This window comes from Azospirillum mesophilum, assembly GCF_053470405.2.
This window is the reverse complement of the sequence record NZ_JBPXMQ020000006.1, coordinates 1-24356: the sequence shown is the minus strand read 5'-3', so window position 1 is coordinate 24356 and position 24356 is coordinate 1. Positions and strand designations below refer to the sequence as shown.

The window sequence follows — 24356 nt, the reverse complement described above, 5'->3', positions numbered from 1 at the left end:
CACTCCTCAGAAGAACATCGCGGCGGCCATGGCGAGCGAGCCGACGGTGCCGCCAATGGCTTGGGTGTTGGCAGCGCTGGCCTGAGCCTGTGTCTGCGCGTTCTGCAACTGCCCTTGGTAGGCCGTGTTGGTCGCCCCCATGATGTCGGGGCTGCCGACGTTGACCGGCGTCACGTTTGAGAACTGCGGCATGCTCGGGCTGCCGCCCGTCCCCATCAGCGTGGCGATGTCTTGAAGCGGCAGGTTGCGCAGGTAGCTGCGCTCCTGAATGCCCTGCTGTCGGGTCTGCAACGCCATCTGCCGGAGGCGCTGCTGCTCCTGCCCGGCCTGCGCGACGGCGGCAAGGTTCAGGTCGTTTTCCTGCCGGCCCAAGTCGTCCTGTCCGGCCTGCCACGCCTCAGACCCGAGCGTAATGCCCTGGTTGGCAAGCTGGGCGGAAAGCTGCTGGCGGCGCTGGTCCATGTACGGGGTGAGGCGGGCCAGAAGCGCTTGCTGCACCTTGTCCCGGTCGGCGCTGAAGTCCTGCGTCAGGTCCGGCAGGCCGGACAGGTCGATGCCCTGCCCCATGGTGTCGCGGACGCGGCTCACCGCGTCACCGGCAAGGCCGTAGAGTCCGGCGGAGATGCCGCGCTGTTTGTCCAGAATGGCTTGCTCGGCGGGGTTCAGCTTGACCGTCTGCTGCCACTGGCCTTCGGTTGCCGGCGAAACCTCAACGTCCTGCCAACCGCCGCCGACGGACGACGGCTGATCCGGAACCCACGTTTCGCCCGCGTTCTCGCCGCCGTTGCGCACCCAATGCCCACCCCCTCCTGGCTGGGCTTCGGGGGGAGCGTCGTAGCGGTTGCCGGCGGCATCCACCCACAGGCGCTTGGTGACGGCGGGGGAGCCGGCAACCTGCGTCCACTCCGTGCTTCCCCACGGCGTGTACTGGTTCACGCGGTTCAGGCGCGCGGTCTCCTGCGCCGTCTCCTTGTTCATGGCGAGCTGAGCGTTCGCCGTGGCGACGGGATCGGGCGGGGGTGGGGTCGAGGGGGAGCTTTTGCCCATGGGTCACTCTCCAAGCCAGCGGGCCGCGTCGGAGCGCAGGAGCCCGTAAATCGTTGCGTCGTCGGTTCCGAAGCCCTGTCGGACGGTGCCTTCCAGCACGAAGCCCATGCTCTCGTTGAAGCGCCGCGCGCGGGCGTTGCGCGCCGGGATGACGGTGGTGATCCGGTGGCACCCGAGCTGCACAAAGGGGTAGGTGAGCAGCGCGCGCAGGTTCGCCGGCCGCGCCCACAGCGGCGTGTCGGAAGCCGCGGTGATCTCGCAGTCCCCCCCGCCCGGTAAGGGGCGGTAGTTGTGATAGACCACGCCGGCCCTGAGCCGCCCGCCCCTCTCCAGACCGATGGCTGCGCACTGGCCGAGGTCGGTGACGTGGGGGATGCGCTCCACCACCCACGCCACCACGGCGGGCCGGTCGAAGACGAGGTTCACAGCAGCCCGCCCTTCATCATCAGCACGTCGAAGGCCGCCACCGACACGTCCATGCCGCTGGTCGCCACGCGCATCCGGACGGCGGCGGCGTAGCCCAGCCCGTCGACGGCGTACCAGTCGCGGCGCAACGTCCGGTCGGCCGCCCAATCGGTTTCGTCCCAGTCGGACTCGTCCCACAGGCCGCCAGGCGCGGCGGTGGCGGTCAGTACGTTGGCCGGGGCCTCGTCGCCGAAGTCGACGTTGAGCGCCAGAGAGGGCTGTGGTTCCCCATCGGACGTCAGCAGCGGGCGAACCATAGTGAAGCGCTTCAGCTGCCCCGGCGTGCCGAAGTAGGTGAAGGCCGTCTTCAGGTCGGCGGTGATCACCGATCCGTCGTCGCTGTTGCCAGTGTCGGCCTTGTAAACCGTGCCGTTGTTGCCGCCGAAGAACAGGTCGTCCTGGAGCAGCCCCCAGCACCCGGCGTTCATGCCGGTAAACCGACACCATGCACCGGTGATGGTGTTCGCCACGTACTGCTGCTGCTCCACCCGCTCCCGGACCGGGACGTTGACGACCAGCCAGTTGCCCCGCGGGTACTCCTGCAGCTGCCATCCGAAGGAGGAGCCGTAGGACTGTGCCGCGGCGCTGAACGCCGGGCCGATCTTGTCGGTCAGGGCGCCCTTGCGCTGTGCGGCGCGCGGATAGGGCAGAATGGCGCTGATCGGCATCAGGCCGCCGGAGGTCAGCACCAGCAGCTCCGAACCCTGCGGGACGAGGCAGCGCCGGCCCACGGGCGTGTCGATGCGGAACACCCCGACCAGGCCCCAGGTTGCCGCGCTGGAGGGATCGGTGCCGCGGTAAATGACCACCTCGCCGCGGTCGGTGACGAACACGGCGGTGTCGTCCGCCCCGGCCCCACCGTCGTGGGTCCACGAGCCGCAGGCCACGATCTGGCCGCCCAACCGGCAGAGCGGCCCGAGGTCCAAGGAGGACGCCGGCCCGGCGATGCTGTTGGGCGGCAGGTACCAGACCCGCAGGCTGTCCTTCTCGACAAACCAGAGGCGGGCCATGTGGCTCATGACGGACACGAACTTGGAGGCTGTCGCGCCGGTGATGCCGGGCGTCGTCCAGGTCGTGCCGTCGAAGCAGCGGGGCATGTCCTGCCCGTTCACCGCGCACAGGAACTGCCCGCCCGGCGTGGCGAAGTTGACCCATTGCCAGCGGGGGCTGGTCACGCCGGACACGACCGCCGCGCCGACCGTTCCGGAAGCGGTCACGTCGTAGATGGCGGCATCGGCGGCGGCGAACAGCTTGCGCGCCGATGCGCCGCCCCACTCCATCAGCGTTTCGACGGCGGCCGGAATGCCGGTCACCCACGGCACGTAGCCGCGGCGCAGGCTGACCTGCGTGGCGTCGGGGAACCAGTTGTCGAGCGTCACCGCGTCGGACGGCTTCATGGCGGCCAAGCCGTCGCGCGTGTTCCAGCCGCCGACCGGCGCCGGGATGGACGCGCCGACCGCCGCAGGGCCTTTCGAGCGGATGGGCATCCTCATAGCGACCAGCTCCCTTCCGGAGCGGAGACGCGCGGCGGGAACCGCTCGCCCTCGCTCTGCCCGAGGTCCAGGGTGCGGCGCCCACCGTCGCGGCCCATGGCGTCGGCGGCCTGCCGCTCGTATGAGGCCATGTCTTCGCCGTAGTCGAGGCCGCGGCTCTGCTTGAAGCGCCACACCAGCCCCAGCGTCATCAGCCATTCGTCGAGGACGCCCGTGTCGGTGTCGGCGGCCCACCGGTCCTGCCCGGCGCCGCCGGCCGACTGGCACCAGAAGCGGGAGACGTATTCGAGCGCCATCACCTCCCCGGCCTGCTTCGGCGCCGGGATCAGCTTCAGGCGTCCGCCGACGATGCGGAACGAATAGAATGGGCCGAGCGCCGTCACGCTCTTGAGTTGCTGCCAATGCTGTGGGGAAACGGGACCGCCCAGCGGCCAACGCTTCGACCGGTCCCACTCCGTGCGGTTCAGCACATGGCCGAAGCCCGGCATCAGCGTCTCCAGCGCGCCCTGGTCCTCCTGCGCCTGGACCGTGACGACGGCTTCCTTCTGGAGCACCGTCCACGGCCAGCGGGCGGCGAGCGCGCGGCCTTCGGCGTTGGCGTGCGCCAGCATCTGCCGGACGGTGGTGTCGGCGCTGCTCACCACCACAGCGGGGCGCGGCAGGCCGATCAGGTCGGCGGCATCCTGGATGATGGTGAGCAGGCTCATGCGTTACCCCTTGGTCTTGGACAGCGCCTTGATCTGCGCTTCCAGCTCCTTGATTTTCTCGTCGCGGTCGGTCACCGCGTCGGCGAGCTGCTGGGCGGTGACCTTCAGCGCCGCCAGTTCCTCCGCGATCCGCCCGGTGTCGTTGTGGCTGGCGAGCCACGCGGCGGCCTTGTCTTTCAGCTTCCGGCCGCCCATGCCGAGCCGGCCAAGTTGTCCGTCGGGGAAGGCGGCGAGGTCTTCGATGGAACGGACGCCCGCGGCCTGCGCCTGCTTCACCTCCGCCGGCGTGAAGCACGTCGCGGCGGCGAGTGGCGTTCCGTCCACCGGGGGTTCTTGCCCCTCCTTCCAGGCGTCGTAGGCGCGCTTGAAGGCGTCATAAAAGGGGCTGCCCTCGTCGCGCTTGGCCTGGAGCCATTCGAGCGCCGGGCGCTCCACGATCAGGTTCCCGCCATGGGGCGTGACGATTGCGAAGTCGACGTCGCGGAAGGAACGATGCCCCTCCGCGTTCACGAATTCCTCGGCGCGCACCTCGAAGGCGACGTGGGGCGGCCGCTCGGCCATCTGCGTAATCATGCAACGTGTCCCGCTTGCTGTTTGCGATTTGCCCACGCACAAGGACCGGGCGCCGCTGGGACGCCCGGCCAAGTTTGCGGGAGGGTGGAAAGGGTCAGAGCGGCGAGGTCGTCTTGCGGACCCAGCCGTATTCGCCGGCGGCGAAGCCTTTGTCGGCGGTGTAGCTGCCGGCGGTGTTGTTCACCGCGAACGCGCCGGTCACGGTGCAGGTCGCGCCGTCGCCGATGGCGTTCGCGGCCGGGCCGACATAGACCCAGGTCGTGTTGTTGACGCCGGTCGCCGGAACGCCGGGGGTGAACTCGGCCACCGGGGTCCGGCGGTCGGTGTTGGCCGCCGCGAGGGGCGTGGACAGGATCGTCGCCATGCCGATGTCTCCTTCGTTCGGCGGTTACGGCTTCAGCACGCCCTGGAGCGAGCGGTTGGAGCAGACGAGGTTGCCCTGCCAGATCACCGGGACGACCACGGCGTCCTGGTTCACCGACACCTTGTCCTCCAGTTCGGTCATGTTGGCGTCCTTGTGCGCCACCATCCGCAAGAAGTCGGTGTTCAGGAAGTACATGCGGCTGTTCGGGATGCCGCCGCCCTTGGTGCCGCCGTCGAAGATGACGTCGGCGCCCTTGTACTTCAGCGAGACGAAGCCGCCGTCGCCCTTGGTCTCGTCGGTGTAGCGCTTGATACTCACCTGCGACTGCTCATAGGCCATGAAGTAGTCGTTGGACGAGACGATCAGGTCCGGCTTGTCGCCGCCGCGGGTCAGTTCCAGCCACAGCGCCAGCATCAGGGCTTCGATGGTGGTCTTGTCGACCGTGACCGCGCCCCCGCCCTGAAGCGGCGCGGACGCCGACTGCACGACGTTCTTCCAGAACGTGTAGGTGCCGGAGTTGATGCCGCCCACGGTGCCGGTGCCGGTGTCCGCGACCAGCGCCTGAAGGCCGTTGATCTGGTTGGCCGCCGTGCCGTCCGAATAGAGGTCGCGGCTGATGCCGTTCTTGAACGTCCGCATGGCGTTCATCAGGCGGGCCTTCGCCAGATTGATGATCTGGCTCTTGCCGTTGTTCTGGCGCAGTTCCAGGCCCGACGCAGTGATGTGGACGGCGGCCTGTTTCCAATCGTACTTGGCGGCGCTCAGCACGTCGGAGGCGGAGACGTTCAGCACGTCGTAGCCGCTGTAGCGCTGGTACGTGCTGTTCTCCGCGTAGTCGAGGGTTTCGACGATTTCGTAACCGCCGTCGACGATGTCCACACGCCCCTTGTCCGCCAGACGGCTGTACAGGGCGTTGTTCTTCGACACGTTGTCGGCCAGCTCCTTCTTGTGCTGGCGCAGGGTGGTGGTCACGATTTCCGTGAACACGCTGTTGGGCGATGTCATAGGGACCTGTCCTTCTCGGAATGGGGGTTACGCGCCGGTCGCGCGGTCGTAGGCTTCGGCCATCGTCTGTTCCAGCGAGCGGGGAGCGGCCCTGGTGGCAGCCGGGGCACCACGCTGCGTGAGCGGGGTGCCGGCGGCCTTGCGCGCGGCGGCGGCACGGTCTGCCGCCTCCTGCTGGGCCTTGGCCTGCCGGTCCTTCTCCTGCTGCTCCAGGAGGGCGTTCCGGATGTCCGGGCGAGCCCACACGGCCATGTCGTATGCCGTCTTCAGGTCGGTGGCCCGGCCAGCCTGGATCAGCGCGGCCATGTCGGCGCGCACCGCATCAAAGTGCTGGTTGCTCGGGTCCGCCTTGAAGCGGGCGATCTGGTCGGCGATGGACTCCTGCTCCGCGCGAACCGCGGCCTGCTGCTGGGACTGGATGATGGTCTGAAGCTGCTGAACCTGCTGTTGGACGGACGCGAGCTGCGGATCCACGTAGGTGTCCGCGGCCGGTTGGGTGGCGGTGCTCAGGTTGATGCCGCGCTGCTGAGCGAAGGCCTGGATAAAGCCCATCGGGTCGCGCGACGCTTGGTCCCAAGCCTGGAGCAGCGTTTCGATGGCCGCCGCTTCAGAGCCGTAGTGCTGAACCATGGCGTCGCGACGTGGCCCAAGAACATGGTCCAGCCGCTCGTAACGCTTGATCTCCTGCGCACGCTGCTCAAAGCCCTTCTGGACGTCGCCTTCCCGTTTCAGCACCTCCTGCTGAATGGCGGGCGGAAGCTTGGCCCATTCGGCTTTTGCAGTCGCCGACCACGAGGCGGGCGGGGCGTTGCTGGCCGGCTGTGCCGGTGCTTCGCTCTGCGGCTTCTGGTCGGTGTTCTGGTCGGCGCCGGCCGGCGCTGCCTCTTGGGGCGCGGCCTCCTGTCCGGCGGGGGGATTGGTCTGGGAGAAGCGGCCGGACGGGTCGCGCGACTGTTCCGGCGCGTCGGTCGTGGCGGCCTCGAAGGCTTCTTCCATTGTCTTGGATAGCGCTTCCTCCAGGGACAGCGCGGGGCTTTCGGCGCCGGCTTCGGCCGCGCCGTTCAGTTCGATGTCATCCATGTGCTTTCCCGCAGGTTGCGCCGGCCGGTGCCGGCTTGGTTAGACGAGGAGGTCTTTCGCCACCTCGTTGACGGCGCGATCCACCGCCGCCTCAATGGCCGCATCGCCACCGGTCCCCGCCGTGCGCATCGCCTCCGCACTCTCGCCGGGCTCCAGCAGCCGGCAGCCGGTGCGCGCTAGGTTCTCCCGATGCGCGGCCCGCCCTTCGATCCACCGCCCCGACACCGGGCACTCGTACCCAGCGTAGTCCCCGGCAATCATCGGTGTGGGGAGGTGGCTCCGCGCCGCGGGGCGCAGAGGCGGAGCCAGATGCTTCGGGATCAGTTCCCCGTTCCGGATGACGTAGGTCTCTCGGATCATGGCTGCGTCACCTGCTGCTGTGCGGCGGCCTGCTGCTCCGCCTGCTGGGCCTGCGTCCCCCGCTCGTGTTCGAGTTGGGCGCGCATGGCTTGGTTCTGCTGGTCGGCGTGGGCGTTGATGAGCGCCACCTGGATTTTCGTCTGGCTGTCCAGTTCGGCGATCCGCCACTTGAGGTCCGCCTCAAGCTGCGCCCGCTGCATGTCGGCTTGGGTGCGGGCTTGCAGTTCCATCGCCTTAGCCTGCATGTCAGCCTGCATCTGCGCCTGTTGCTGCTGGGCTTGCGCCTGCGCCGCGGCGTTCGGGTCGCCCTGCTGAACGGGCTGCTTCTCCAGGCTCTCCAGCGCGTCGTTCACCTCGCGCGGCAGCTTGAACATCCGCGACAGGCCGGCGAGGATCTTCACCGCCGCGTCACGGGGCACGTCACCGCTCTGCACCGCCGGGCCGATGGCCTGGAAGTACTGAGACACGCCCAAGAGCCACTTGCCGGCGGCCTCCTGCGCCTGCGTCATGTCCGCCGCGATGGTGCTGTCCGTCTCGACGTCCACCCGGAAGGACCGGAAGGCGTCGTTCTTCAGGACAGCCATCATCTCCGGCGTGACCTGGACGCCGGTCATCAGCGTGAGCGTCTGCGCGCCGAAGTGCTCGGCGATGATCTCCGCCTTCAGCCGCAGGAGGTCGCGGGCGTACCGCTGCACCTCGCGTTGCGCGCGCTGAAGACGAAGGCTCCCCCACTGCGCCTTGATGTTCTGCGCCGTGGCCGTCTCGCTGGCCGCCGTGCTGCCGCGCAGGATGTCGGAAATACCGGTGATTTCGTAGATGGTCTGCTTGACGGCCTCGCGCTGCTGGTACAGCGCCGTCAGCACCTTGGCCGCCGTCTCGACCGGCCAGAACCACACCGCCTTTTCCAGGCCGCCGGCATCGCGAAACACGGCCGTGTTGGCCGTCGGGATCAGCGCGTTGTCGTTGCCGGCCATCACCTCCGAGATTTCGCCCACGGTGCTGTCGTAGACGCCGCGGAGCTTCAGGCCGTTGATGATGGTGGTGATGCGCCCGGTGATGCGATCCAGCTCCTCCGCCTGGTCGCGGTAGGCCCGGTAGTCCTCCACCGGGACCAGCGTGTCCGTCTGCTCCAGCGCGTACAGCGGGCGCGGGATCGGAAAGAAGCCAGTCAGGCCGAGCGGGTCCGCCTCCACCTTCAGCGGCGCATCCTTGTAGCTCGGTGCGATGTAGAGGACCTGACGGCTTTCCTTGTCCCACACCTCCCACACGGTCAGGCGCTTGAACACGTCCGGCGGCGGGCCGCCGTCGTCCTTACTGCCCTTGCCCTCCTCCAAGCCCTCCGGCGTGACGTCAAGCTCGATGCCGGCGGCGATATCGTCGCCGAAGCGCTCAACCGCTTCTTCGCGGGTGATGTAGGCGCGGAACGCGATCCAGCAGACATCCTGCCACGTCCGGCCAGGACCACGGCGGAAATCCTTCCACTGGACATGTTCCGTCGGAGCGCTCTCCCAAGCGAGGTCTTCGAAGAACTCGCCGTCCTGCCCGCCTTCCGGCTGCGGCTCCGGCTCGTCCCCCGCCGATGCGCTGATCAGCGGCGGCTGGGACATTGGCTGGCCGGCGGACGTGGACAGGCGCGGGGCGTCGTCCACCATCTTCTTGGCCGCATCGGTGATGCGCGGAGCGGCCTGCCCTTCACCCGCCAGCATGGACAGGCGCGGCTTGGCCTCATCCGTCTGCGTTTCCTGCTGGCCGAACTGGTTCCGCGGTACCCGCGTGAAGGTCGGCACGTATCGGACGCGGGTCACACCACGGCCGGGAAGCAGCCGGTCCATCACGGCGCGCTGCATGTCGCCGTCGAAATCCGTCTGCTCCAGGTCGAAGGCAAGCGCCCGCTCCAGCATTTCGGCGATCGCGCGGCCCAAGGGGTCGGCGTCGCCGTACCGACGGCGGACATCGGGCTTCGGCACCGAGTTGTACAGCGCCGGGGCCAACGTCTCGATGTTGGAGCGCAGGATGTTGAAGCGGGTGCCAAGCTTACGGCCTTGCTGCTCACCCCTGCCGGCCTGCTCCTCGTCCCGGTAGCGCTTGACGGCATCGGCGGCCAGCTTGCGCCACGGCTCTTCTTCCTTCCCGGCGAGACGGATCTCCATCAGCCAGCGGGCGACGATCCCCGCCGGGCCTTTGCCCGCATCTGCGGTCGTCTCCAGCGCTCCGGCGGAGGTGTCGTTGGTCGTGGTCATGCTCACTCCGTCGATGCGCGAAGGTTTTCCAGTTCCTTCCGGATGGCGGCGAGTTCCGCGCGCGCCGCCTCCAGGTCGGCAAGAGCGGACGCCTGCACCTCCGACAGGATGTCGCCGAGCGGGAAGCCGTCCGCGGCGCCCAGGGCTACGGGCTGCGCCGGACCAAGGGTCTCGGAGGTGATGGAGCCGTCCAACGTGACGTAGCGGAACTGGACGTGCGCGCCGGCGAGATGTCCGTTGCGGTCCCAGCGCACAAGAAGCTCGTAGGGCTGTTTGGTTGTCTGCATCTCGCTATCCTCAGGAAACGGTGGCGCCGTCCGCGAACTTCCACGCGGCGCCCGTTGACCAAGCGGGCTTGTTGCGGTCGGAAACGTAGATTTGCTGAGCCGCGACGCTCGCGCTGGGCAGCGTCGCCACGGTGAAGGAGCGCAGGCAGACGACGCCGCCGGCATCGAAAAGAGGAGCGCTGCCGTTGGTGAGTGCGCCGTCCTTCTCGATGGTGAGGCGCGTCGTTGCTCCGACGACGCCGCCCCAACTCGTCTTGACCACCACTCGCTGGCTGGAGAACGTGCCGTCGTGAGTGTTCTCGACGAACACGCCGGAGACGCCGCCGCCATCCTCGACCGTCAGACCGACGCTGCCGACGTTGCCGACCTGATGGGCCGTGGTCGCGACCTGACCGATCCGCCACGTCGTCCCGGCGTTGCCCCGGATCGTCGTGTTGCCAGAGTTGAAGTAGTCGCCCTTCCCCGCGCCGGGGCTCGCGACGATGGTCTTGCGCGACCCGGTCGAACCATTGTCGTAAAAGTTGCCCAGCGTGTTCGTGCCGAAGGTCACGTTGTCGAGCACATAGCTGGCCGTGCCCGTCATGAGGACGCCGTACCCGGCGTTGGCCTGGAACGCGACGTTGTCGCTGTCCGTCGAACCGATGCGCACGCCGTCCAGAATGACGGTACCAGCCAGAGCGCCGACCCCCGATCCCGTGTTGCCGCCGATGCACCCGCCACGCAGCGCCAGGTACCGCGTGTTCGCCGCCTCGACGGCGACGCCGTTTCCGGCGTTGCTGGCTGCAATCAGGTTGGTCGCCTCGACATGGATGATCTGGCCGGTGCCGGCAAGCGCAACGCCATGGATGCCGTTGGATGCGCACCACACATCGCTCAGCACGACGTTGCGGATCTCACCCGTGTCGCCCAACAGAAGGCCATAGCCCGCCCCGGTGTCGAAGTCGCACCCGTCGATGATGAGGTGCTGGATCGTCTCCTTCTGGCCGAGCCCGCTGGCCGCAGCGGAGCGCGGGGCCACCGCGCAGCCCGCCGTGCAGTACAGGGTGTCGATGTCCTTGATGCGCAGGTCGCCGGCCGCCGTGACACGGATGCCGCGCGCCGCGTGCTGCCCTACCTTCCCCGCGATCCACATGCGCTCAATGGACGAGTCCACGATGCCCTGCCGGGCCGGGCCGGCACCGCCGCCCGTGGCCGAACTGGCGGTCACGTCCACGCCGTAGCGGATCACGCTGTCCATGATGTTGTCGTGGATGTGGACGCTCTGCACCACAGAGCCATCCACAACGATGCCGTCGTAAGGCGCCTCGAACCGGCAATTGCGAACGGTGGTGCCCTGCGCGCCGGTGGACCGGACGTAGGCGCCGCCGGTGCGGGTGACGCTGGCCGCGAAGGTCACCCCGTCCACGATGACGCCCGGAGCGTTCCCCACCCCAGCGATGGCGATGATGTCCGCAGTGGCGGAGGTGGTGACCAGCCGCGAGCCGTAGGCGTGGCCCTGGATCGTGACTTCGCCGGTGATGGTCAGCGTACCGGATACCTTGGTCGTGCCGGCGGGGAGCAGCACCGTCCCATGCGCAGCCTGCGCGGCGTTGATGGTCGCCTGGAGCTTTGCCGTATCGTCGGCGCTGCCGTTCGCCCGCACGCCGTAGTCCAGGGGGTCGAACGTGCGGGCGAAACGGTCGCCGAGCGTGCGGGCAGTCTCCGTACCGGTCGGCAGCACCGTGACGGCCGAGCCGTCACCGTCCCTCGACAGGACGGGCCTCCATACGGCGGCGCCCCGCGCTGCGCTGAAGCACTTCCAAAGGACGCCCGTGGACACGTTCAGCCACTCGGACCCGGCCTTCCACCCCGACACGAAGTCGTCGTTCACGCCCGGATCGGTCGTGGCGTCGGTCTTCTCGGGGTTGGCGGCGAGGATGCCCTGATAACCGGTCATGATTCGCGCTCCAATCGGCGGCGGCGGGCGGCGGCCACCAAATTGTTGAAGGCCAGCGGGTTGTCGGCGTTGGGGATCGGCGGCGGCGCCGGCTTGATGTCGCGCCACACCAGCCCGAGGTAGCGCCATGCAGAGCCGATGTGTTCGGCCCAGTCCTTCACCGGGTTGTCGCGGAACCGCTTGAGGTCGTCATCCCACTCGCGGCGATAGCTGCGCAGCCCTTCGATGCCGAGCGCGCAGCGTGTCTTGTCGAGGCGGGCGATCTTCAGCGTCTCGCGGCCGGCGGTGATGCCGTCGGCCACCGTGACCCGCTTCACCGGGCGCGGCTTCCGGCCGTAGTCGGTCATCATCTGGACGCGGGTGCGCTTGGCTCCCCAGCTCTGGTGAAAGATGTCGTGCGGGACGTAATCCTCACCCTTGTAGCCCTTGGCGTTGAGCCAGTCGCACCAGTCTTCCAGGTCTTCCGTCTCGGGGCGGTAGAAGTCCACGATGTGCGGGCGGCCGTCGACCACCTGGAAGCACCAGATCGGGTTGTTCGCCGGGGCGCCCAGGTCCCACACCGTGTGAACCGGGATGCCCTCCACCACCGGCACGTCGGTGATGCGGCCTTCCCGTTCAGCCTTGTTGACCTCCGCACCCCAGTATGCCCCGATCATCGCCCCGGCAAATGAGCACCGGAACTCCTGCTCAACCAGCAGTTCGGCCATCTCAGCGCCGAACAGCGCTTCATATTCGGCCCGCTGGTCGGCAATGGCCTGTTCCGTCACCGCGCCTGTATCGTCACAGGAAAGCACCTGCGTGAACCAGCGTGGGTCGTGCTGGAACCGGTCCAGCATGCCCTTGAGGTGGTTGTTGCCGCGGGGCGTGCTGATGAACGAGGCCCACCCTCCATTTTCCGCGAGGATTGGCGCCAGATAGCCCCAGGCCGTCGGGTTGGCGATGGCCCATTCGGAAAGCGTGATCCCGATTGGAGGCGTACCAACCAAGCTGTCGTAGTTGTCCGAGCCGACCACCTGGAACGTGGACCCGTTCACGAACCGGATGAACATGTCGTTGTCGCGCCGGCTTTCGATGATCTCCGGCGGGAACGCCTCGTCGATGCGCCGCTTCCCGGTGTGCGGGTTGACCGCCTCCCAGATCGCCTTTCGGGCCTGCGCATACTGCGGGAGCATGTGCCAGTAGGTGCCCACCCTGTTGAAGGCCCCGACCGCGTGCATGCGCAGGTTGATGTCGTCTTTGCCGGCCCGGCGGTGCCAGACGAGGAGTTGCCGGTTGCAGCCGCTCAGCCAGCTATCCCAGGCCGGCCGCTGGTAGTCGCGCGGCTGCCAGTTGTGCGGCAGGTTGATTTCCACCATGGGTCACCCGCGCTTCACCACGTTGATCGTGACCCCCTTCTTTTCGTCGTCGGGACCGTCACTGAGGTTGAAGGCCTGTCGCTCAAGCCCGATCAGGTTCTTCATCGCCATGGACAAGCTGGCGATGGTCTTGGCTCGGGACGGAAGGGCAACGGCCATCTGCATCATGGCGCGGCGCTTGCCGTTGCTGTCGTCGGCCGTCTCTTCCTCGATAACCTCTTCGATGTCGTCGATGTGAACCGTCGCCGTCTCCAACTCCTTCATCAGGAGCGAGACCATCTTGCGGCCCGACGCGATGTCCTGCCGATGGCTGCGGACGATCTCCACACCGCGCGCAGCGGCGAGTTCCACAGTTTCACGTGCGTTGGCCGCTGAAACCCCGTCTGAAACCAGCCGCGCTGAAACCTCTTCCCGGACCCGTTCCGCAAGGTTGCGTGTCCAGCCCTGCGACTTGGCCTTCTTGTTGATGGCCGTGTGGCTCACGCCGTACTGGCGCCCGATCTCCGACACGCTGAGCTGCCCGGCGCGGTATTCGCGCTCAATGGCCTCCCAGTCCGTGGGCTTGCGCTCAGCCATGGATCACCCCGCCTTGTTCTGATCGTCCCCGCCCTTGGCGACTTGGTTCCCCGGCAGCCGGGCCAGAAGGAGCTTCAGCACCTCGCTCCCGGCATACCCGGCGCAGGTCCCCATGCCGCAGGCCATGAGCGTGTCCGCCTGGAGCTGCTGGGCCAACACGCCGGAGGCGACGGTCAGCGCCAGGATGGACGGCACGTCCAGCACCACGACGCGCACCAGAGCCTTCCAGCCACCATCGCGGCTTTCACGAGCCCATCGGGCGAGCATGCCGATTACGACGCCCGCCAAGGTGGGGGTGAGGGCGCGCGCCATCTGGGCAAGGTCGGGGCTGTGGGGATCGGCCATGCTGGGCTCCGGGCACGAAAAAGCCCGCCACGGCAGAAGAACCGGGCGGGCGTGTCGCGAAATCGTACATAGAAATATGCCAAAAACGGCGTTGATCTGTTAAGGGAAAAATTCCCCTAGGGTATTTCACCTAGGCGGCGAGCGCGCCTCTATTGGGCTGCGAGTTCAGCGCCTTGACGATCTGGTCAACGGCCTTTCCTTCCCACTGCCTTGCGGTGACGTGGCTGATGCCGTCGCCTCCAGTACGACGGGCGATTTCCTCATTCAGCCGCTCCGAAACCTTCCGCCAACTCATGTCGGATGCCCGGAGCGAAACGCACAGGCGTTGCCGCCAGTCGGTGACGGCGAACAGCCACGGGAGCGTATCGTCCAGGGCCTTCAATTCGCGCGGCGACGGGCGGTGCACTGTGCCCCTTCCGTCGTCAGCACCTTCCGCCAGCATCGCCAAGATCTCTTCGGCGGAGCGGGCGAACTCGATGCAGGCGGCGACTTTCGTGCTCGGCACCTCGCCGCAAGGGAACCGCATTCGGCGCATGGTGTCCATAGTTTCACGGAGTTCGGCGCGCACGCTGTCGGCGTCCCATCGGATGCCGCGATTGTCCAGAGTCGCCGTGCGGCGGATGCTCATCGGCTCGTTGGGCGACAGGCTCGGGCGAGCCGTCACGGAGTTCGGCTGTCCGTCCGTCCATCGCTCGGCGTCGGGCGCGCTTGGATGCCGTGCCCGGTAGTCCGCGGGGGTCAACAGCGCGGCGGCGGCCATGCGCTCCTCTCGGGACAACTGGCCGGACTGCATTCGATCCAGCACCGCGGCGGCAAGCGCCGGGCGCGCCTTGTCGTTGGGCTTCAGGGCCGCCAGTTCGGCCACGATGCCCCCAGCGCCGCGCGACCGCTTGGACTTCCTGCTCATGCGGCCACCTGCTCAGCAGGCAGGTGATGGGCAGCCCAAACGGCCAACCCGACGCGGCCGGAGATGCCCAGCTTCTTCGACACGGACCGGAGGTGCGCGTCCACCGTCCGCTCAGAGCAACGGAGTTGAGCGGCGATCACCTTGTTCGAAGGCGAGCCACCGCCGGAGAGGAGGCGAAGCACGGTCGTTTCAGTGGGGGTCAAGTTCTGGTTTTCCGGAAGTTCCACATTCGCCGTCATGTCGTCGCTCCTCATGCCGGAATGCCCGTATAGGTGCCCGTCAGGCGGTGGTATTCGAAATCCGCCACACCGGGCATGCCGAGATCCTTGTCTCGGACCTTGTGCACCTTCACCAGCGTGGTCGACTGCGGGTTGCTCTTGTCGCGCCAGACGGCGAAGCCGATGTCTGCCTTGTTGTTCCAATGCGCGCCGCCACTGATGTCATAGAGGTCAGGGACCGGCTCTTGCCCATCGTTCAGCTTTTGCAGCTTCGTGGGGTGCGCAACAAAAATCACATCGACGGCGTGGTTCTCTCCAAAGCGACGGGCCTTCCCGAGAAGTTGAGACAGGTATTCCGTCTCGGTCATGCCGCTCGGCCTGCGGTGCTCAATCTCGTTGTACGGGTCGATAATCAAAGCCTTGATCCCATACCGTTGAACCGACCACTTCGCCTTTTCCAAAATCCAATCCATTGTTGGCGCATCATCTTGCGCTCTGATGAAATATACACGATCCTCAATCCACTCGAAAGCCATTTCTATTTCGCCTTCCGACATCCGCGGCACATTCACCCCCGGATATTCATAGAATGGCCTGCCCGTTACCTTTTCAGCGAGCTTCGCGATGTGCTTATGTGGACGGTTTTCAAACGAACAATAGGCGAAGCGCCAACCGTGATTTCTGGCGTAATTCACCATGAGCTGATCCAGGAACTCGCTTTTGCCATGGTTCGGGATTCCGGTGACCACGACCAGCAGGCCGGTGCCGGTCAGCTTCATCAGCGGGTCCAGGCAGTCGAACCCGGTGGACAGGCCGCGCGCCAGTTCGCCGCGGTACAGCGCCAGCACGTCAGCCCTGTAGTCCTCGGCGGTGTGAACGCCCTTAATCGGGTACGGGCGAGCGTTCTCGATGACGCTGCGGAGAGCATGGGCGCCGTAGGTCGCCAGCACCTCATTTGCGTCCTTGGTACCCTCGGGCCACCGCACGCGCCAGCAGCGCTCTTTGCCGATCCGACGCGCCAGCTCCTCCGCAAGGATGCCGCCGGGACCGTCGCCGTCCGTGGCGATGATGACCTTCTGCACCCGCTCCAGCCGGTCGGTCGCGTTTACGAATGCCTCGAAGCGCTTGTCATCCTCCCGCCGGGGATCGTCCTCGTCCTTGAGCTTCTGCGGCGCACCGTCGGGCAGCGTGGTCACGCTGCGGTAGCCGGCGGTCATGCAGGCGAGCACGTCCATCTCGCCCTCAACCCAAATCAGCACGTCGTCGGCGATCTGGTCGAGGTTGAACAGCGTGCGCTCCGCCCCCCTGTCCTGCGCAAACTCCTTCTGCGCCGAGCGGTACTTGTTGTTCACCAACACGCCGCCCTTGACGTACGGGAAGACGATACACGGCTTCTCCTGCCCGACCTGGGGGAAGAAGTGGGAGCCGCGGTAAACCCCTATCTCCTCAACCACCTCCCGGCTGATCGAGCGCTTGTCGAAGAAGGCCCAGAACGTGTCGGGGCGCGGCGTTTCGGTCGGCGGATCGGGCCGGCGCGGGGGTGCCTTCGGTTCGCGGCGCCGGGTCAGTCCGCGCTCCGCGCTCCGCCCAGGCACGTTTCCTGCCCATCCGCAATGGTGGCAGTTCCACACAGCCCCGCCGTCATCGTCCAGCTTCACCGACAGACAGGGCTTGGTCTTGTTGGCCCCGTGCCGGTGTTCCGAGCACTTCGGGCAGGTCGTGTAATTGTCGCCGTGACGGAAGCTTCCACCCCTCGGCGGGCGGATGCCCTGTTCGGCCAGTTCGTTCAGCAGATCGGTCATCGCAGGTACGCCCACGTTGTCGGGGTCTTTCGCCAGGGTCCACACAGAGTGCCAAGGGGCGCGTCAGGCCACGGTGGCGGGCGCTCCCGGTCTGTCCAAGCCTTCGGATCAGTGCGCCACGGCTCAAGCTGCTCGACGTTCGCGTAGTCCCGCCAGATTTCCTGGTTCAGGAACGTGACCGCCTGTTGGACGAACTCCGTCCCATCCTTTCCGGACTGGCGCATGGCCGAAGCGTAGACCCGCGCGCCGGAGATTATCTCGTCCGGCTTCACGCCCTTCTTGACGAAGCGGGCGAACTTTTCCCTGGCCGGCTTCTTCGGGTTGTTGGCCCGCCCCCTCTTGGGCATGGCCGACCAGAACTCCTCGAATTTGGCGTCAACCAAGCCCTGATCCGGACCAGAGGACTTCGTGTCGGTCGCGTCGGCACCGCCGACCGACCCACCAAAGAGATCTTCTTTCTTCCTTCCTCCTCCCTCCTCCATCTGGCGTGACATTTCCCCATCTGTCACATTTGAGCCGTGACGCTCGTCACCATCGCCGCCCTCTGTCACGCCCTGTCCGTGATTTTGCTGCGCTGCGTCACGCTCGCGCTTGCGACGCTGGCGCTCTGCCGCTGTCAGGTCGCGCGGGAACGTCATCACATTTTCGCCGTCCGTCACGGCTAGGCCGTTATCGTTTCCGGCCTTGATCCCGACAAACGGGGCGATGTCTGACGGGAGCGGGTGGACAACCTTCGGCGACTTAGGGCGCTGGTACTGGGTAAAGTTCCGGACAGCACCGAAGACCTTACCGTCAGCCTCAAAGCGCTTGATGATTCGGTTCTGCTCCAACTCTCCGAGAAGGTCCGACACGTTCACCGGATCGGCCGGCATGATGCGCATTTTGATCTGCAACGGCTTCCACTCGAACACGCCGTTGTCGTCGCTTTCCGTCCAAAGGCCGATGAGCATGATGCGGGCCGCCGGGCTGCTAGCCACAAACGCCTCATCGGTAAAAAGTCCAGGATGAACGCTGCGGATGCGAGCCATAGCTTCAGCCCTCCATCTCGTCGGCGAGCGCATCCAGGCGCCGCACGATTTCCCGCAGATCGTCGCGGTTCACCTCTGCTTCGGCGATGACCTCCCTGAGGTCGGCGGCGGCCCCACGCAGGCGCTTGGCCGGGGGCTGGGGCCGCACCATGCGGAGCCGGGGCTTGACCGAAAGGCGGGTGACGTTGCTATCCGTCATGCGCACACCTCCTCCGTCTGCCGCACCGCAAGCCGCTGGATCGCCATCTGGCGAGCTTTGAGCGTCCAAGGGGCGACATCAGGGGTTCGGGCGGCAAGCGCTTCCAGCGCGCCCACGGCGGCGCCGAAGGCTCCTTCGGTGAAGATTTCCAGGGTGAAGCCGCCACCGCACAGTATGCTCGCGGCAAACTCGCCCAAGCCGACATCGAGCTTGACCACCATGGACACGGGGCCTGCGATCTCCGCTAGCGCTATCGCGTCCTCCAGCGCCTCCAGGCGCCCCAGAACCGCTTTGTACCGCTTCCGCTGGGACCGAACGTGCCAGCCGCCGAGATTGTGGTAGGTGTCGTACCACGTCTTCAGACCCGACCATTCCCGGTGCAGTTCGAGCAGGCCGGCGGGTGCGCGACGATACTCCCGGATCATCAGCCCGATATCGCGGGCGATGGCTCCAAGAACCCGCTGTGGCTCGGTGTTCGGCGTCCAAACTTCCGCCAGAGCCAAGCCGAGCGCGGCCTTGGCATGCAGATCCTCAAGCGACCGAGACGGGGCGGACAGGGCCGCCGCCGCATGGCCGTCCGCATCGCGCCACCAGCGCGCCGCCTCCTCAGTGAGGGCGACGACGCCGGACTCTTCCTCCTCCTTCAGCCGCCCGGCTTCCAGTTGGTCGAATTCGGCAAGGAGTTGCTGCTTCTTGGCGTCGCCCAGGTCGGTCGCGGACTCGATTGACGAGCGGTTCATCGCGATCCATCCACCGGGCATCCGAACCATTGGGTATGGAGCGCTCAACGCCCCGCACCGGTCGTCGGCTTCGCTGTAGAGTTGGTTCCCACGGCGGTGGGAGGAACACCACCGCCGATAGGACGCCCGCACAGGGCTGTTCGACTCGGGGGCGATCATGCAGCGCCCCCATCGCCGTGGATGTCGCCAGCGTCGTGAACAAGGCTCAGGTGTCCACCGTCCGCCGGCCTTTCGACTGGCATTGCGGGCACGAACGACACGCCGAACATCGCTTCGAACATGCCCTTCACCCGCGGGTCACCGAACGCGAGGTCGATGACGAAGGCATGAAAGTCCGGGAACAGGAAGCATGCGTAATCCAGCGCCAGCTCGTGCTGGGCGTACCATGCTCCGCTCTCCGCCCGCCATGCGCCCTTGCCGCCATCCTCACCGACACGAGCGATGAACTCGCGATGACGGTGACGCCAGTGGCCGGGCGCCTTGCCCTTCGGTTTCCCGGCGCACTCGTGCAGAGCGGTAAGGCTCTCGAAGCTGGCGATCTCACCGCCTCGCCCGTCGTCGCCCAGACTGCTCTCTCCCAGCAGGTCGAACTCGCGCCGAAGCGCGCCGGCCGCCTCTTCCGAGAAAACCGCGTTCACAACCTTGCAGGCGACGAAGGCCGATATGGTGTCCACCGTGCCCGACCGGGTGATAATCGTCTGGACGTGCGTGAGAGGCACGCCACCGCGCAGCAACTCGCCCTTGAAGCTGACTGCGGCGTCGTTGGCTGCCGTATCGGCCTTCGCACGAATGGGCGCAACAGCGTCCAATCCAGCGGTTTGCTCGATGGAGTCCAGCGTCCTGTCGAGCCGGCCACCGATTACCGCTCGGACAAATGCTTCGACCGGCACGACCAGTTCATTAATGGGTATTCCCGGTACGAATACCGGGATCCCATTGTCACCATCACCTGTGGGGAAGACCGATCCGACGCAGCGGGAAATCAGGGTGCGCGGGCCGTTGAGGGGAATGGCAGTCATGGTCACGCCTCCCCCGCGCTCAGCAACTTAGCGAGCAGCGCGCGACCCTTGGGCGTCACCATGACCTGCTCCGCGATCTTGGTCCCGCCCTGCCCGTCTTCGACCTCCTGAAGCTTGTGCTCCAGGTGGCCGTACTGAATGCGATCCTGATATGCGACCATCCGCCGCCGGCTGCCTGCCCGACGGTAGACCCACCGGTTCTCTTCGAGGAACCGGGTCAGGGCGCGTGGCTTGACCTGGAGATCCTTTGCCGCATCGGTGATGCACATCGCGCCTTCGGTCGGCTTGGCGAGGCGTTCCAGCGCGGCCACCGCCGGCTGCATCTCATGCACACGCGCGAGGAGCTGCTTCTTGTCGCTGGCGTACTGCGCCAGCAGGGGCAGAAGGTTGTCCGGATTGGACAGATCAATCTGCGGCGCGCCGTAGCCCCCGGTGCGGCGGATGGTTGGCAGGACCTCGCCGACAACCTTTTCCTCGAACCGCTCGGCAGAAGGGAGGTTCGATCGCAGAATCAGCCGGTACAGGTCCCGCTCCGGAATCAAGATCAGACCGGACGGAGGCGGGCTCTCCATACCCAATTCCGCCAATTCGGCGGAATTAAATTTTTTCAATGCCTTACAGTGTTGGCGGAGCGCCTTGTCAGGGTCGGCATAGCCGAGAATGACAGCGACATCCTTCCCGATGAACCACAGTTCGCCGTCAATCTGCACGACGCCGAAGGTTGCGCCATCGAAGCTGAATGGGATCAACGCTGGCACGGCGGTGGAAGAGTAGAGCGGTGCGGCCATGCTTACGCCTCGCCCGCAACGGCCCGAACACTGGCGATCTTGATCAGCGTCCGCCGACCAATCTTTACAATCTCCAGCTTGCCTTCATTAATCAGCTTGTAGACGGACGTGCGCCCGACCCCGAGGGTGCGCTGAGTTTCTTCAACAGATAGACAGAGTTGGTTCATTGGTTTCCCTCGTCTTGGCCGCTGCCAATCAGCGGTGAACGAGGGAAACTTTGCGCGAACGATAGAGGTAAGTCGGCCGGAAAGGGCGAAAAGGGCGGAAAGGGTTTACCGCCTATTTCCGACCAAGAGTCTCCATGATCCGACGTGCGCGGTTCTTAACCTCCCCTTCTGTTGGCTCCTCGCCCCCATTGGCCTGAAACCATTCCTGCATCATCCGCATGATAGCCGCCTGCGCGCCGTGCCCTGCTGGCAGCCCATCAGGGGTATTCGCCACTGTTAGCACGTGGATCAGCGCCCCCTCCCAATCATGTTTCCGCGGGCGACCGGTTGGCCTAGCCGGGACCACGACTGGATTGTGGCGCAGATCTTCCTTTGCCGGTGGCGAGCCGTACGGCGCAAACATCTCAATCTGCGAAAGTTCAAATGAAAGTCCATTCAGCACAATCCGAAAATAACCATCTCCGTAGGCATCGCAAATCCATTCGTAATCGCTCCCATTCATATCATCGGTGACTAATTCACCGGAATCCCAATCAATATACATGTTATTTATCATTAACTCCGGGTTAATCATCCGAAATTCAGTTGACCATTCGTCCAATACCTCTTCACCATCAGACCGTTCAAAAGCTAAACCACTCTCCTGCGATTCTGTTGTTTCCCTCGCAATCCAATAGGTGCATTTAATCACCTTTCCCCGAAGGGAATAGGCGTTGAGCTTACCAACATACACCAAGTGTTCTAGAAGCCTCTTGCACCAAGGACGCGGCGCATGGGCTGCGAGCATATCAAGAGCTGCGGCAGATGGAATAAACATTACTTCCCCCATAAGTATGTTAAATGGCAGACTTGCACCGCTCCACTTCTTTCATAATTTGTTTGGCGTATTCTCTTAGGGTGCTATTCGAGGGTTCTTCGTGACCGTTGGCGGTGAACCACTCCGCTAATTTTTGGGCCAACTCGGCCTGCGTCTCCGGTAATCCGTTATTTGCTTCCGCCCAAGCAATAAGGTGAACGAGGGCGTTGACCATGAACCGAGGCGGCGGGCGGCCAATCGGCGCACACTTGGCTGCGGCGGCGGCTTGCTCAAGGCGTATTGAAACTCCGGTCAGGTCATCATTATCACCGCACCACCGAGCAATGTCTCTTGCCGAAAACCGAAAATTAAACGTCACCAGTTTGACGGCTTCGCACTCCGAGAAGGCTGACCCCAACGCCTCGCCACTTGTATATGTATAGACTTCTAATTCTCCGTTATTAATGAAGGGATAGATTGCAGGATCATACCCCTCGCGCAGCGGCCAAAACTCCATTCCTTCACACGAAAAAACGATATCGTCTGCCACGCCACCATATTCTGGATAAATGATCACCTGTCGCTCTGCCGTAAACATTACTTTTGTTTCCGGCGAACGCATGGCCCCCCACAGCCACTCCCATGCAAAGGCATAGGATGGGAGAACGCGGCGCAGGCGACGCAGTGCCTCACCTGCCGAGATAAGCGTGTCTTGGTCCGCCTTCGGTATTTCAGTCATCACCCTCTCCGCTGGGCATCTCCGCTTGTAGGCCGGCGGGGAAACGCGGGCGGAGTACCGCGCTTCTCGGGGGCCATCCTATCCCCACCGGTTTCGGTGCTCGGACGAGCCGAGCGTGTTTCATGGCCTTAGGCGGTCTTCCGGGGCATTGGAACGACTTTGCCGCTGCGGCCCTCGCAGTATCGCGCCCAGGCATCCATGAGCTTCCGGCGCTTTTCCAGCAGATCGGAACGGCGGTAAGCCGCCTCCACCCGGTTCTCAATAGCGTGGGCAAGCGCGGCCTCAGCGACCTCTCGGGGGAAGTTCGTGGACTCGGCCGCCCAATCGCGGAACGAGCTGCGAAACCCGTGTGCAGTGCATCCGGCTGGCATCCGGCGCAGCACCATCGTCAACGTCATGTCGGACATCGCACGTTCGGACCGGACTCCTTGGAACACCAGCGCACCTGGATCATCGTCGGTGCGCAGTTCCTGCATTCGCCCAAGAATTGCCAACGCCCGTTCAGACAGCGGCACCACATGCGCCTTACCGGCCTTCATTCTTTCCTTGGGAATCGCCCAGAGCTTCACACCAAGGTCGAACTCTCCCCAGGTAGCACCACGCATTTCCCCTGAGCGCACGGCGGTGAGGATCAGAAACTCCATCGCGAGCTTGACCGTCTCTCCGGCCTTCGTTGTCGCGCGCAGCCGCTCGATGAAGCTGGGGACCTCCTGCCAAGGTAGCGCGGCGAAGTGCTCCTTCTCCTTCGGCTGCCGCGGCAGTCCCTTGGAGATGCTGCGCATCGGCGCTTCTGACGGACGGTATCCCTTGGCATGCGCCCAATCGAGCACGACGCCAATTCGTTGGCGCACGCGCCGGGCCGTCTCAGGGATCTCAAGCCAGATTTCGGCCAACACATCCCGCACCATCGGGCCGGTGATCTCATCGACGGCAATTGCGCCCAGCTGGGGAAAGACGTGGCGCTCCATCGTGGCGAGCCACTGTGCACCGTGCTTTGCATTCTTCCACGTTGGCAGATGCTCCTTGTGGACCTCACGCGCGGCCTCTTTGAACGTCGGGGTCTTAGGTGGGGCCTCGCGCTCCTTCCTCTTCTCCGCCACCGGATCGACGCCCTTGCGCACCTGCCGGCGCATCTGTTCGGCGGCGTCGCGGGCGTCGGCGAGCGACACGTCCGCAGCCGATCCAAGCCCGAAGTCCCGGCGCTTGCCCTCGTGCTGGAGACGAAGCACCCATTTTCTGGAGCCATCGGCGGCGATGACCAGAGCCAGTCCGTCGCCGTCGCCATAGCGGCCGGGCTCCTTCAGATTTCGAACCTGCACCGCGGTAAGCCGTTTCGCCACGATCCCGCCCTCTCCGTCGAACTGGAGCGTCCCACACTGCGTCCCACACTTCGGCGCGAGTGGGCGCGAACAGTGCCGAACGAGAACAGCCAGAGAGTGGCGGAAATACTATCATTTGGCAAGGGATAGCGAACATCGGAGAACGTGGAAAACCGTAGGTTCTAAAGACACCCCATCCGCCATTTCCCCTTCCCTCATGGTTCTTCGCGGTTCGCGACTTTGGCGCGACCGCTTGAAAGCGCATCGCTTTCCACCCAAAGCCGTTCGCGATGGGTCGCACTTGAACGCCGGAATGCGTCGAGCGATGATGGGTGGCTCTTGTCGGGAAGCGGGGTGGTGGGTCGGCGGTCATGTGACGATGGCTCCCACCAGGGCAGCGAGCAGGGCCTTTCCGCGCCGCCGAGCGTTATGAACGAACTGGAAGAAGGCGAGATAGAGGGGCAACGTGTCCTGGGAGATGCCGCGGTGCGGGCGCAGCCAGGAGCACAGCAAGGACCAGACGCCCTCGATGGTGTTGACGTGAACCTCGCAAAAGCCGTCGCCATCCTCGTCGCGGGCGTCTTCACCGTGGGCGTGACAGACGGTCTTGTGCGCGTAGGCCCAGGTCTCCAGACGGGCGTAGATATCGTACTCGTCGGTGTGGATCATATGGCGCGACAATCACGGTGAGAACGGGTGTCAATCACGATGAGAATGAAGGACGCCGTCGTCGCGACGGAGGTCGGGCGTAGCCCGGCCGAAGACGCGCCGACGGCGTTGGCGTCCGTCCGAAGGGACAGA

At 65.4% G+C, this 24356-nt stretch carries 28 protein-coding genes; all 28 read right to left on the bottom strand.

Annotation, left to right across the window (positions count from 1 at the left end; all coding sequences use genetic code 11):
• Window positions 1-6 precede the first annotated feature (6 nt).
• Window positions 7-1047: a hypothetical protein gene (locus ACSVC7_RS08525; protein ID WP_448206493.1), complete on the bottom strand. Its 1041-nt coding sequence runs from the start codon at window positions 1045-1047 to the stop codon at window positions 7-9.
• 3 nt (window positions 1048-1050) lie between these two features.
• Window positions 1051-1473, bottom strand: coding sequence for a GNAT family N-acetyltransferase (locus ACSVC7_RS08520; RefSeq protein WP_448206492.1), 423 nt, complete (start codon window positions 1471-1473; stop codon window positions 1051-1053).
• Window positions 1470-3005 carry a hypothetical protein gene (locus ACSVC7_RS08515; RefSeq protein ID WP_448206491.1) on the bottom strand — a complete coding sequence of 512 codons (1536 nt, stop codon included), beginning with the start codon at window positions 3003-3005 and terminating at the stop codon, window positions 1470-1472. Before ACSVC7_RS08515 ends, ACSVC7_RS08520 begins: the two co-directional genes overlap by 4 nt.
• On the bottom strand, window positions 3002-3712 hold the full coding sequence (locus tag ACSVC7_RS08510; protein ID WP_448206490.1) for a hypothetical protein: 711 nt from the start codon (window positions 3710-3712) through the stop codon (window positions 3002-3004). The genes ACSVC7_RS08515 and ACSVC7_RS08510 overlap by 4 nt, the downstream gene beginning before the upstream one ends.
• A gap of 3 nt (window positions 3713-3715) precedes the next feature.
• The gene (locus ACSVC7_RS08505) at window positions 3716-4285 is read right to left on the bottom strand and encodes a hypothetical protein (RefSeq protein WP_448206489.1); all 570 of its coding nucleotides are present in this window, start codon (window positions 4283-4285) and stop codon (window positions 3716-3718) included.
• Window positions 4286-4379: 94 nt separating this feature from the next.
• Entirely contained in the window at window positions 4380-4649 is a 270-nt protein-coding gene (locus ACSVC7_RS08500; RefSeq protein ID WP_448206488.1) for a hypothetical protein, read from the bottom strand.
• A gap of 24 nt (window positions 4650-4673) precedes the next feature.
• Window positions 4674-5654: a phage major capsid protein gene (locus ACSVC7_RS08495; protein WP_448206487.1), complete on the bottom strand. Its 981-nt coding sequence runs from the start codon at window positions 5652-5654 to the stop codon at window positions 4674-4676.
• Between the two features lie 27 nt (window positions 5655-5681).
• Window positions 5682-6734 (bottom strand): hypothetical protein, encoded by a 1053-nt coding sequence (locus tag ACSVC7_RS08490; RefSeq protein WP_448206486.1) that lies wholly within the window; start codon window positions 6732-6734, stop codon window positions 5682-5684.
• A gap of 39 nt (window positions 6735-6773) precedes the next feature.
• The gene (locus ACSVC7_RS08485; RefSeq protein WP_448206485.1) at window positions 6774-7094 is read right to left on the bottom strand and encodes a hypothetical protein; all 321 of its coding nucleotides are present in this window, start codon (window positions 7092-7094) and stop codon (window positions 6774-6776) included.
• Window positions 7091-9334, bottom strand: coding sequence for a hypothetical protein (locus tag ACSVC7_RS08480; RefSeq protein WP_448206484.1), 2244 nt, complete (start codon window positions 9332-9334; stop codon window positions 7091-7093). Before ACSVC7_RS08480 ends, ACSVC7_RS08485 begins: the two co-directional genes overlap by 4 nt.
• 2 nt (window positions 9335-9336) lie before the next feature.
• Window positions 9337-9621 carry a hypothetical protein gene (locus tag ACSVC7_RS08475; protein ID WP_448206483.1) on the bottom strand — a complete coding sequence of 95 codons (285 nt, stop codon included), beginning with the start codon at window positions 9619-9621 and terminating at the stop codon, window positions 9337-9339.
• A 10-nt stretch (window positions 9622-9631) separates the two neighbouring features.
• Window positions 9632-11557 (bottom strand): right-handed parallel beta-helix repeat-containing protein, encoded by a 1926-nt coding sequence (locus tag ACSVC7_RS08470; protein ID WP_448206482.1) that lies wholly within the window; start codon window positions 11555-11557, stop codon window positions 9632-9634.
• Window positions 11554-12912, bottom strand: a complete 1359-nt coding sequence (locus tag ACSVC7_RS08465; RefSeq protein WP_448206481.1) for a hypothetical protein — start codon at window positions 12910-12912, stop codon at window positions 11554-11556. The genes ACSVC7_RS08470 and ACSVC7_RS08465 overlap by 4 nt, the downstream gene beginning before the upstream one ends.
• A 3-nt stretch (window positions 12913-12915) precedes the next feature.
• A complete protein-coding gene (locus tag ACSVC7_RS08460; protein WP_448206480.1) occupies window positions 12916-13488 on the bottom strand; it encodes a hypothetical protein in 573 nt (190 codons plus the stop codon).
• Between the two features lie 3 nt (window positions 13489-13491).
• Entirely contained in the window at window positions 13492-13833 is a 342-nt protein-coding gene (locus tag ACSVC7_RS08455; protein WP_448206479.1) for a hypothetical protein, read from the bottom strand.
• A 130-nt stretch (window positions 13834-13963) separates the two neighbouring features.
• Window positions 13964-14698 (bottom strand): hypothetical protein, encoded by a 735-nt coding sequence (locus ACSVC7_RS08450; protein WP_448206478.1) that lies wholly within the window; start codon window positions 14696-14698, stop codon window positions 13964-13966.
• A gap of 38 nt (window positions 14699-14736) precedes the next feature.
• A complete protein-coding gene (locus tag ACSVC7_RS08445; protein WP_448206477.1) occupies window positions 14737-14979 on the bottom strand; it encodes a response regulator transcription factor in 243 nt (80 codons plus the stop codon).
• A gap of 11 nt (window positions 14980-14990) precedes the next feature.
• The gene (locus ACSVC7_RS08440) at window positions 14991-16760 is read right to left on the bottom strand and encodes a toprim domain-containing protein (protein ID WP_448206476.1); all 1770 of its coding nucleotides are present in this window, start codon (window positions 16758-16760) and stop codon (window positions 14991-14993) included.
• Complete coding sequence (locus ACSVC7_RS08435) at window positions 16757-17788, bottom strand: hypothetical protein (RefSeq protein WP_448206475.1); 1032 nt, start codon at window positions 17786-17788, stop codon at window positions 16757-16759. Before ACSVC7_RS08435 ends, ACSVC7_RS08440 begins: the two co-directional genes overlap by 4 nt.
• A gap of 4 nt (window positions 17789-17792) precedes the next feature.
• Entirely contained in the window at window positions 17793-17987 is a 195-nt protein-coding gene (locus tag ACSVC7_RS08430; RefSeq protein ID WP_448206474.1) for a hypothetical protein, read from the bottom strand.
• A complete protein-coding gene (locus ACSVC7_RS08425) occupies window positions 17984-18727 on the bottom strand; it encodes a hypothetical protein (protein WP_448206473.1) in 744 nt (247 codons plus the stop codon). The genes ACSVC7_RS08430 and ACSVC7_RS08425 overlap by 4 nt, the downstream gene beginning before the upstream one ends.
• Window positions 18728-18882: 155 nt before the next feature.
• A complete protein-coding gene (locus tag ACSVC7_RS08420; protein WP_448206472.1) occupies window positions 18883-19746 on the bottom strand; it encodes a hypothetical protein in 864 nt (287 codons plus the stop codon).
• 2 nt (window positions 19747-19748) lie between these two features.
• Window positions 19749-20534 (bottom strand): phage antirepressor KilAC domain-containing protein, encoded by a 786-nt coding sequence (locus tag ACSVC7_RS08415; protein ID WP_448206471.1) that lies wholly within the window; start codon window positions 20532-20534, stop codon window positions 19749-19751.
• Between the two features lie 2 nt (window positions 20535-20536).
• Window positions 20537-20701 carry a helix-turn-helix domain-containing protein gene (locus ACSVC7_RS08410; protein WP_448206470.1) on the bottom strand — a complete coding sequence of 55 codons (165 nt, stop codon included), beginning with the start codon at window positions 20699-20701 and terminating at the stop codon, window positions 20537-20539.
• A gap of 112 nt (window positions 20702-20813) precedes the next feature.
• The gene (locus ACSVC7_RS08405; RefSeq protein ID WP_448206469.1) at window positions 20814-21518 is read right to left on the bottom strand and encodes a hypothetical protein; all 705 of its coding nucleotides are present in this window, start codon (window positions 21516-21518) and stop codon (window positions 20814-20816) included.
• A 19-nt stretch (window positions 21519-21537) separates the two neighbouring features.
• Complete coding sequence (locus ACSVC7_RS08400; RefSeq protein ID WP_448206468.1) at window positions 21538-22236, bottom strand: hypothetical protein; 699 nt, start codon at window positions 22234-22236, stop codon at window positions 21538-21540.
• A 128-nt stretch (window positions 22237-22364) separates the two neighbouring features.
• Window positions 22365-23576, bottom strand: coding sequence for a tyrosine-type recombinase/integrase (locus ACSVC7_RS08395; protein ID WP_448206467.1), 1212 nt, complete (start codon window positions 23574-23576; stop codon window positions 22365-22367).
• Between the two features lie 348 nt (window positions 23577-23924).
• Complete coding sequence (locus tag ACSVC7_RS08390) at window positions 23925-24224, bottom strand: transposase (RefSeq protein WP_448206466.1); 300 nt, start codon at window positions 24222-24224, stop codon at window positions 23925-23927.
• Between the last annotated feature and the right edge of the window lie 132 nt (window positions 24225-24356).

Coding starts and splice junctions, on each gene's coding strand:
- ACSVC7_RS08525 (WP_448206493.1), bottom strand. CDS start 1,047: ATGGGCAAAAGCTCCCCCTCGACCCCACCCCCGCCCGATCCCGTCGCC.
- ACSVC7_RS08515 (WP_448206491.1), bottom strand. CDS start 3,005: ATGAGGATGCCCATCCGCTCGAAAGGCCCTGCGGCGGTCGGCGCGTCC.
- ACSVC7_RS08510 (WP_448206490.1), bottom strand. CDS start 3,712: ATGAGCCTGCTCACCATCATCCAGGATGCCGCCGACCTGATCGGCCTG.
- ACSVC7_RS08505 (WP_448206489.1), bottom strand. CDS start 4,285: ATGATTACGCAGATGGCCGAGCGGCCGCCCCACGTCGCCTTCGAGGTG.
- ACSVC7_RS08500 (WP_448206488.1), bottom strand. CDS start 4,649: ATGGCGACGATCCTGTCCACGCCCCTCGCGGCGGCCAACACCGACCGC.
- ACSVC7_RS08495 (WP_448206487.1), bottom strand. CDS start 5,654: ATGACATCGCCCAACAGCGTGTTCACGGAAATCGTGACCACCACCCTG.
- ACSVC7_RS08490 (WP_448206486.1), bottom strand. CDS start 6,734: ATGGATGACATCGAACTGAACGGCGCGGCCGAAGCCGGCGCCGAAAGC.
- ACSVC7_RS08485 (WP_448206485.1), bottom strand. CDS start 7,094: ATGATCCGAGAGACCTACGTCATCCGGAACGGGGAACTGATCCCGAAG.
- ACSVC7_RS08480 (WP_448206484.1), bottom strand. CDS start 9,334: ATGACCACGACCAACGACACCTCCGCCGGAGCGCTGGAGACGACCGCA.
- ACSVC7_RS08475 (WP_448206483.1), bottom strand. CDS start 9,621: ATGCAGACAACCAAACAGCCCTACGAGCTTCTTGTGCGCTGGGACCGC.
- ACSVC7_RS08470 (WP_448206482.1), bottom strand. CDS start 11,557: ATGACCGGTTATCAGGGCATCCTCGCCGCCAACCCCGAGAAGACCGAC.
- ACSVC7_RS08465 (WP_448206481.1), bottom strand. CDS start 12,912: ATGGTGGAAATCAACCTGCCGCACAACTGGCAGCCGCGCGACTACCAG.
- ACSVC7_RS08460 (WP_448206480.1), bottom strand. CDS start 13,488: ATGGCTGAGCGCAAGCCCACGGACTGGGAGGCCATTGAGCGCGAATAC.
- ACSVC7_RS08455 (WP_448206479.1), bottom strand. CDS start 13,833: ATGGCCGATCCCCACAGCCCCGACCTTGCCCAGATGGCGCGCGCCCTC.
- ACSVC7_RS08445 (WP_448206477.1), bottom strand. CDS start 14,979: ATGACGGCGAATGTGGAACTTCCGGAAAACCAGAACTTGACCCCCACT.
- ACSVC7_RS08440 (WP_448206476.1), bottom strand. CDS start 16,760: ATGACCGATCTGCTGAACGAACTGGCCGAACAGGGCATCCGCCCGCCG.
- ACSVC7_RS08435 (WP_448206475.1), bottom strand. CDS start 17,788: ATGGCTCGCATCCGCAGCGTTCATCCTGGACTTTTTACCGATGAGGCG.
- ACSVC7_RS08430 (WP_448206474.1), bottom strand. CDS start 17,987: ATGACGGATAGCAACGTCACCCGCCTTTCGGTCAAGCCCCGGCTCCGC.
- ACSVC7_RS08425 (WP_448206473.1), bottom strand. CDS start 18,727: ATGAACCGCTCGTCAATCGAGTCCGCGACCGACCTGGGCGACGCCAAG.
- ACSVC7_RS08420 (WP_448206472.1), bottom strand. CDS start 19,746: ATGACTGCCATTCCCCTCAACGGCCCGCGCACCCTGATTTCCCGCTGC.
- ACSVC7_RS08415 (WP_448206471.1), bottom strand. CDS start 20,534: ATGGCCGCACCGCTCTACTCTTCCACCGCCGTGCCAGCGTTGATCCCA.
- ACSVC7_RS08410 (WP_448206470.1), bottom strand. CDS start 20,701: ATGAACCAACTCTGTCTATCTGTTGAAGAAACTCAGCGCACCCTCGGG.
- ACSVC7_RS08405 (WP_448206469.1), bottom strand. CDS start 21,518: ATGTTTATTCCATCTGCCGCAGCTCTTGATATGCTCGCAGCCCATGCG.
- ACSVC7_RS08400 (WP_448206468.1), bottom strand. CDS start 22,236: ATGACTGAAATACCGAAGGCGGACCAAGACACGCTTATCTCGGCAGGT.
- ACSVC7_RS08390 (WP_448206466.1), bottom strand. CDS start 24,224: ATGATCCACACCGACGAGTACGATATCTACGCCCGTCTGGAGACCTGG.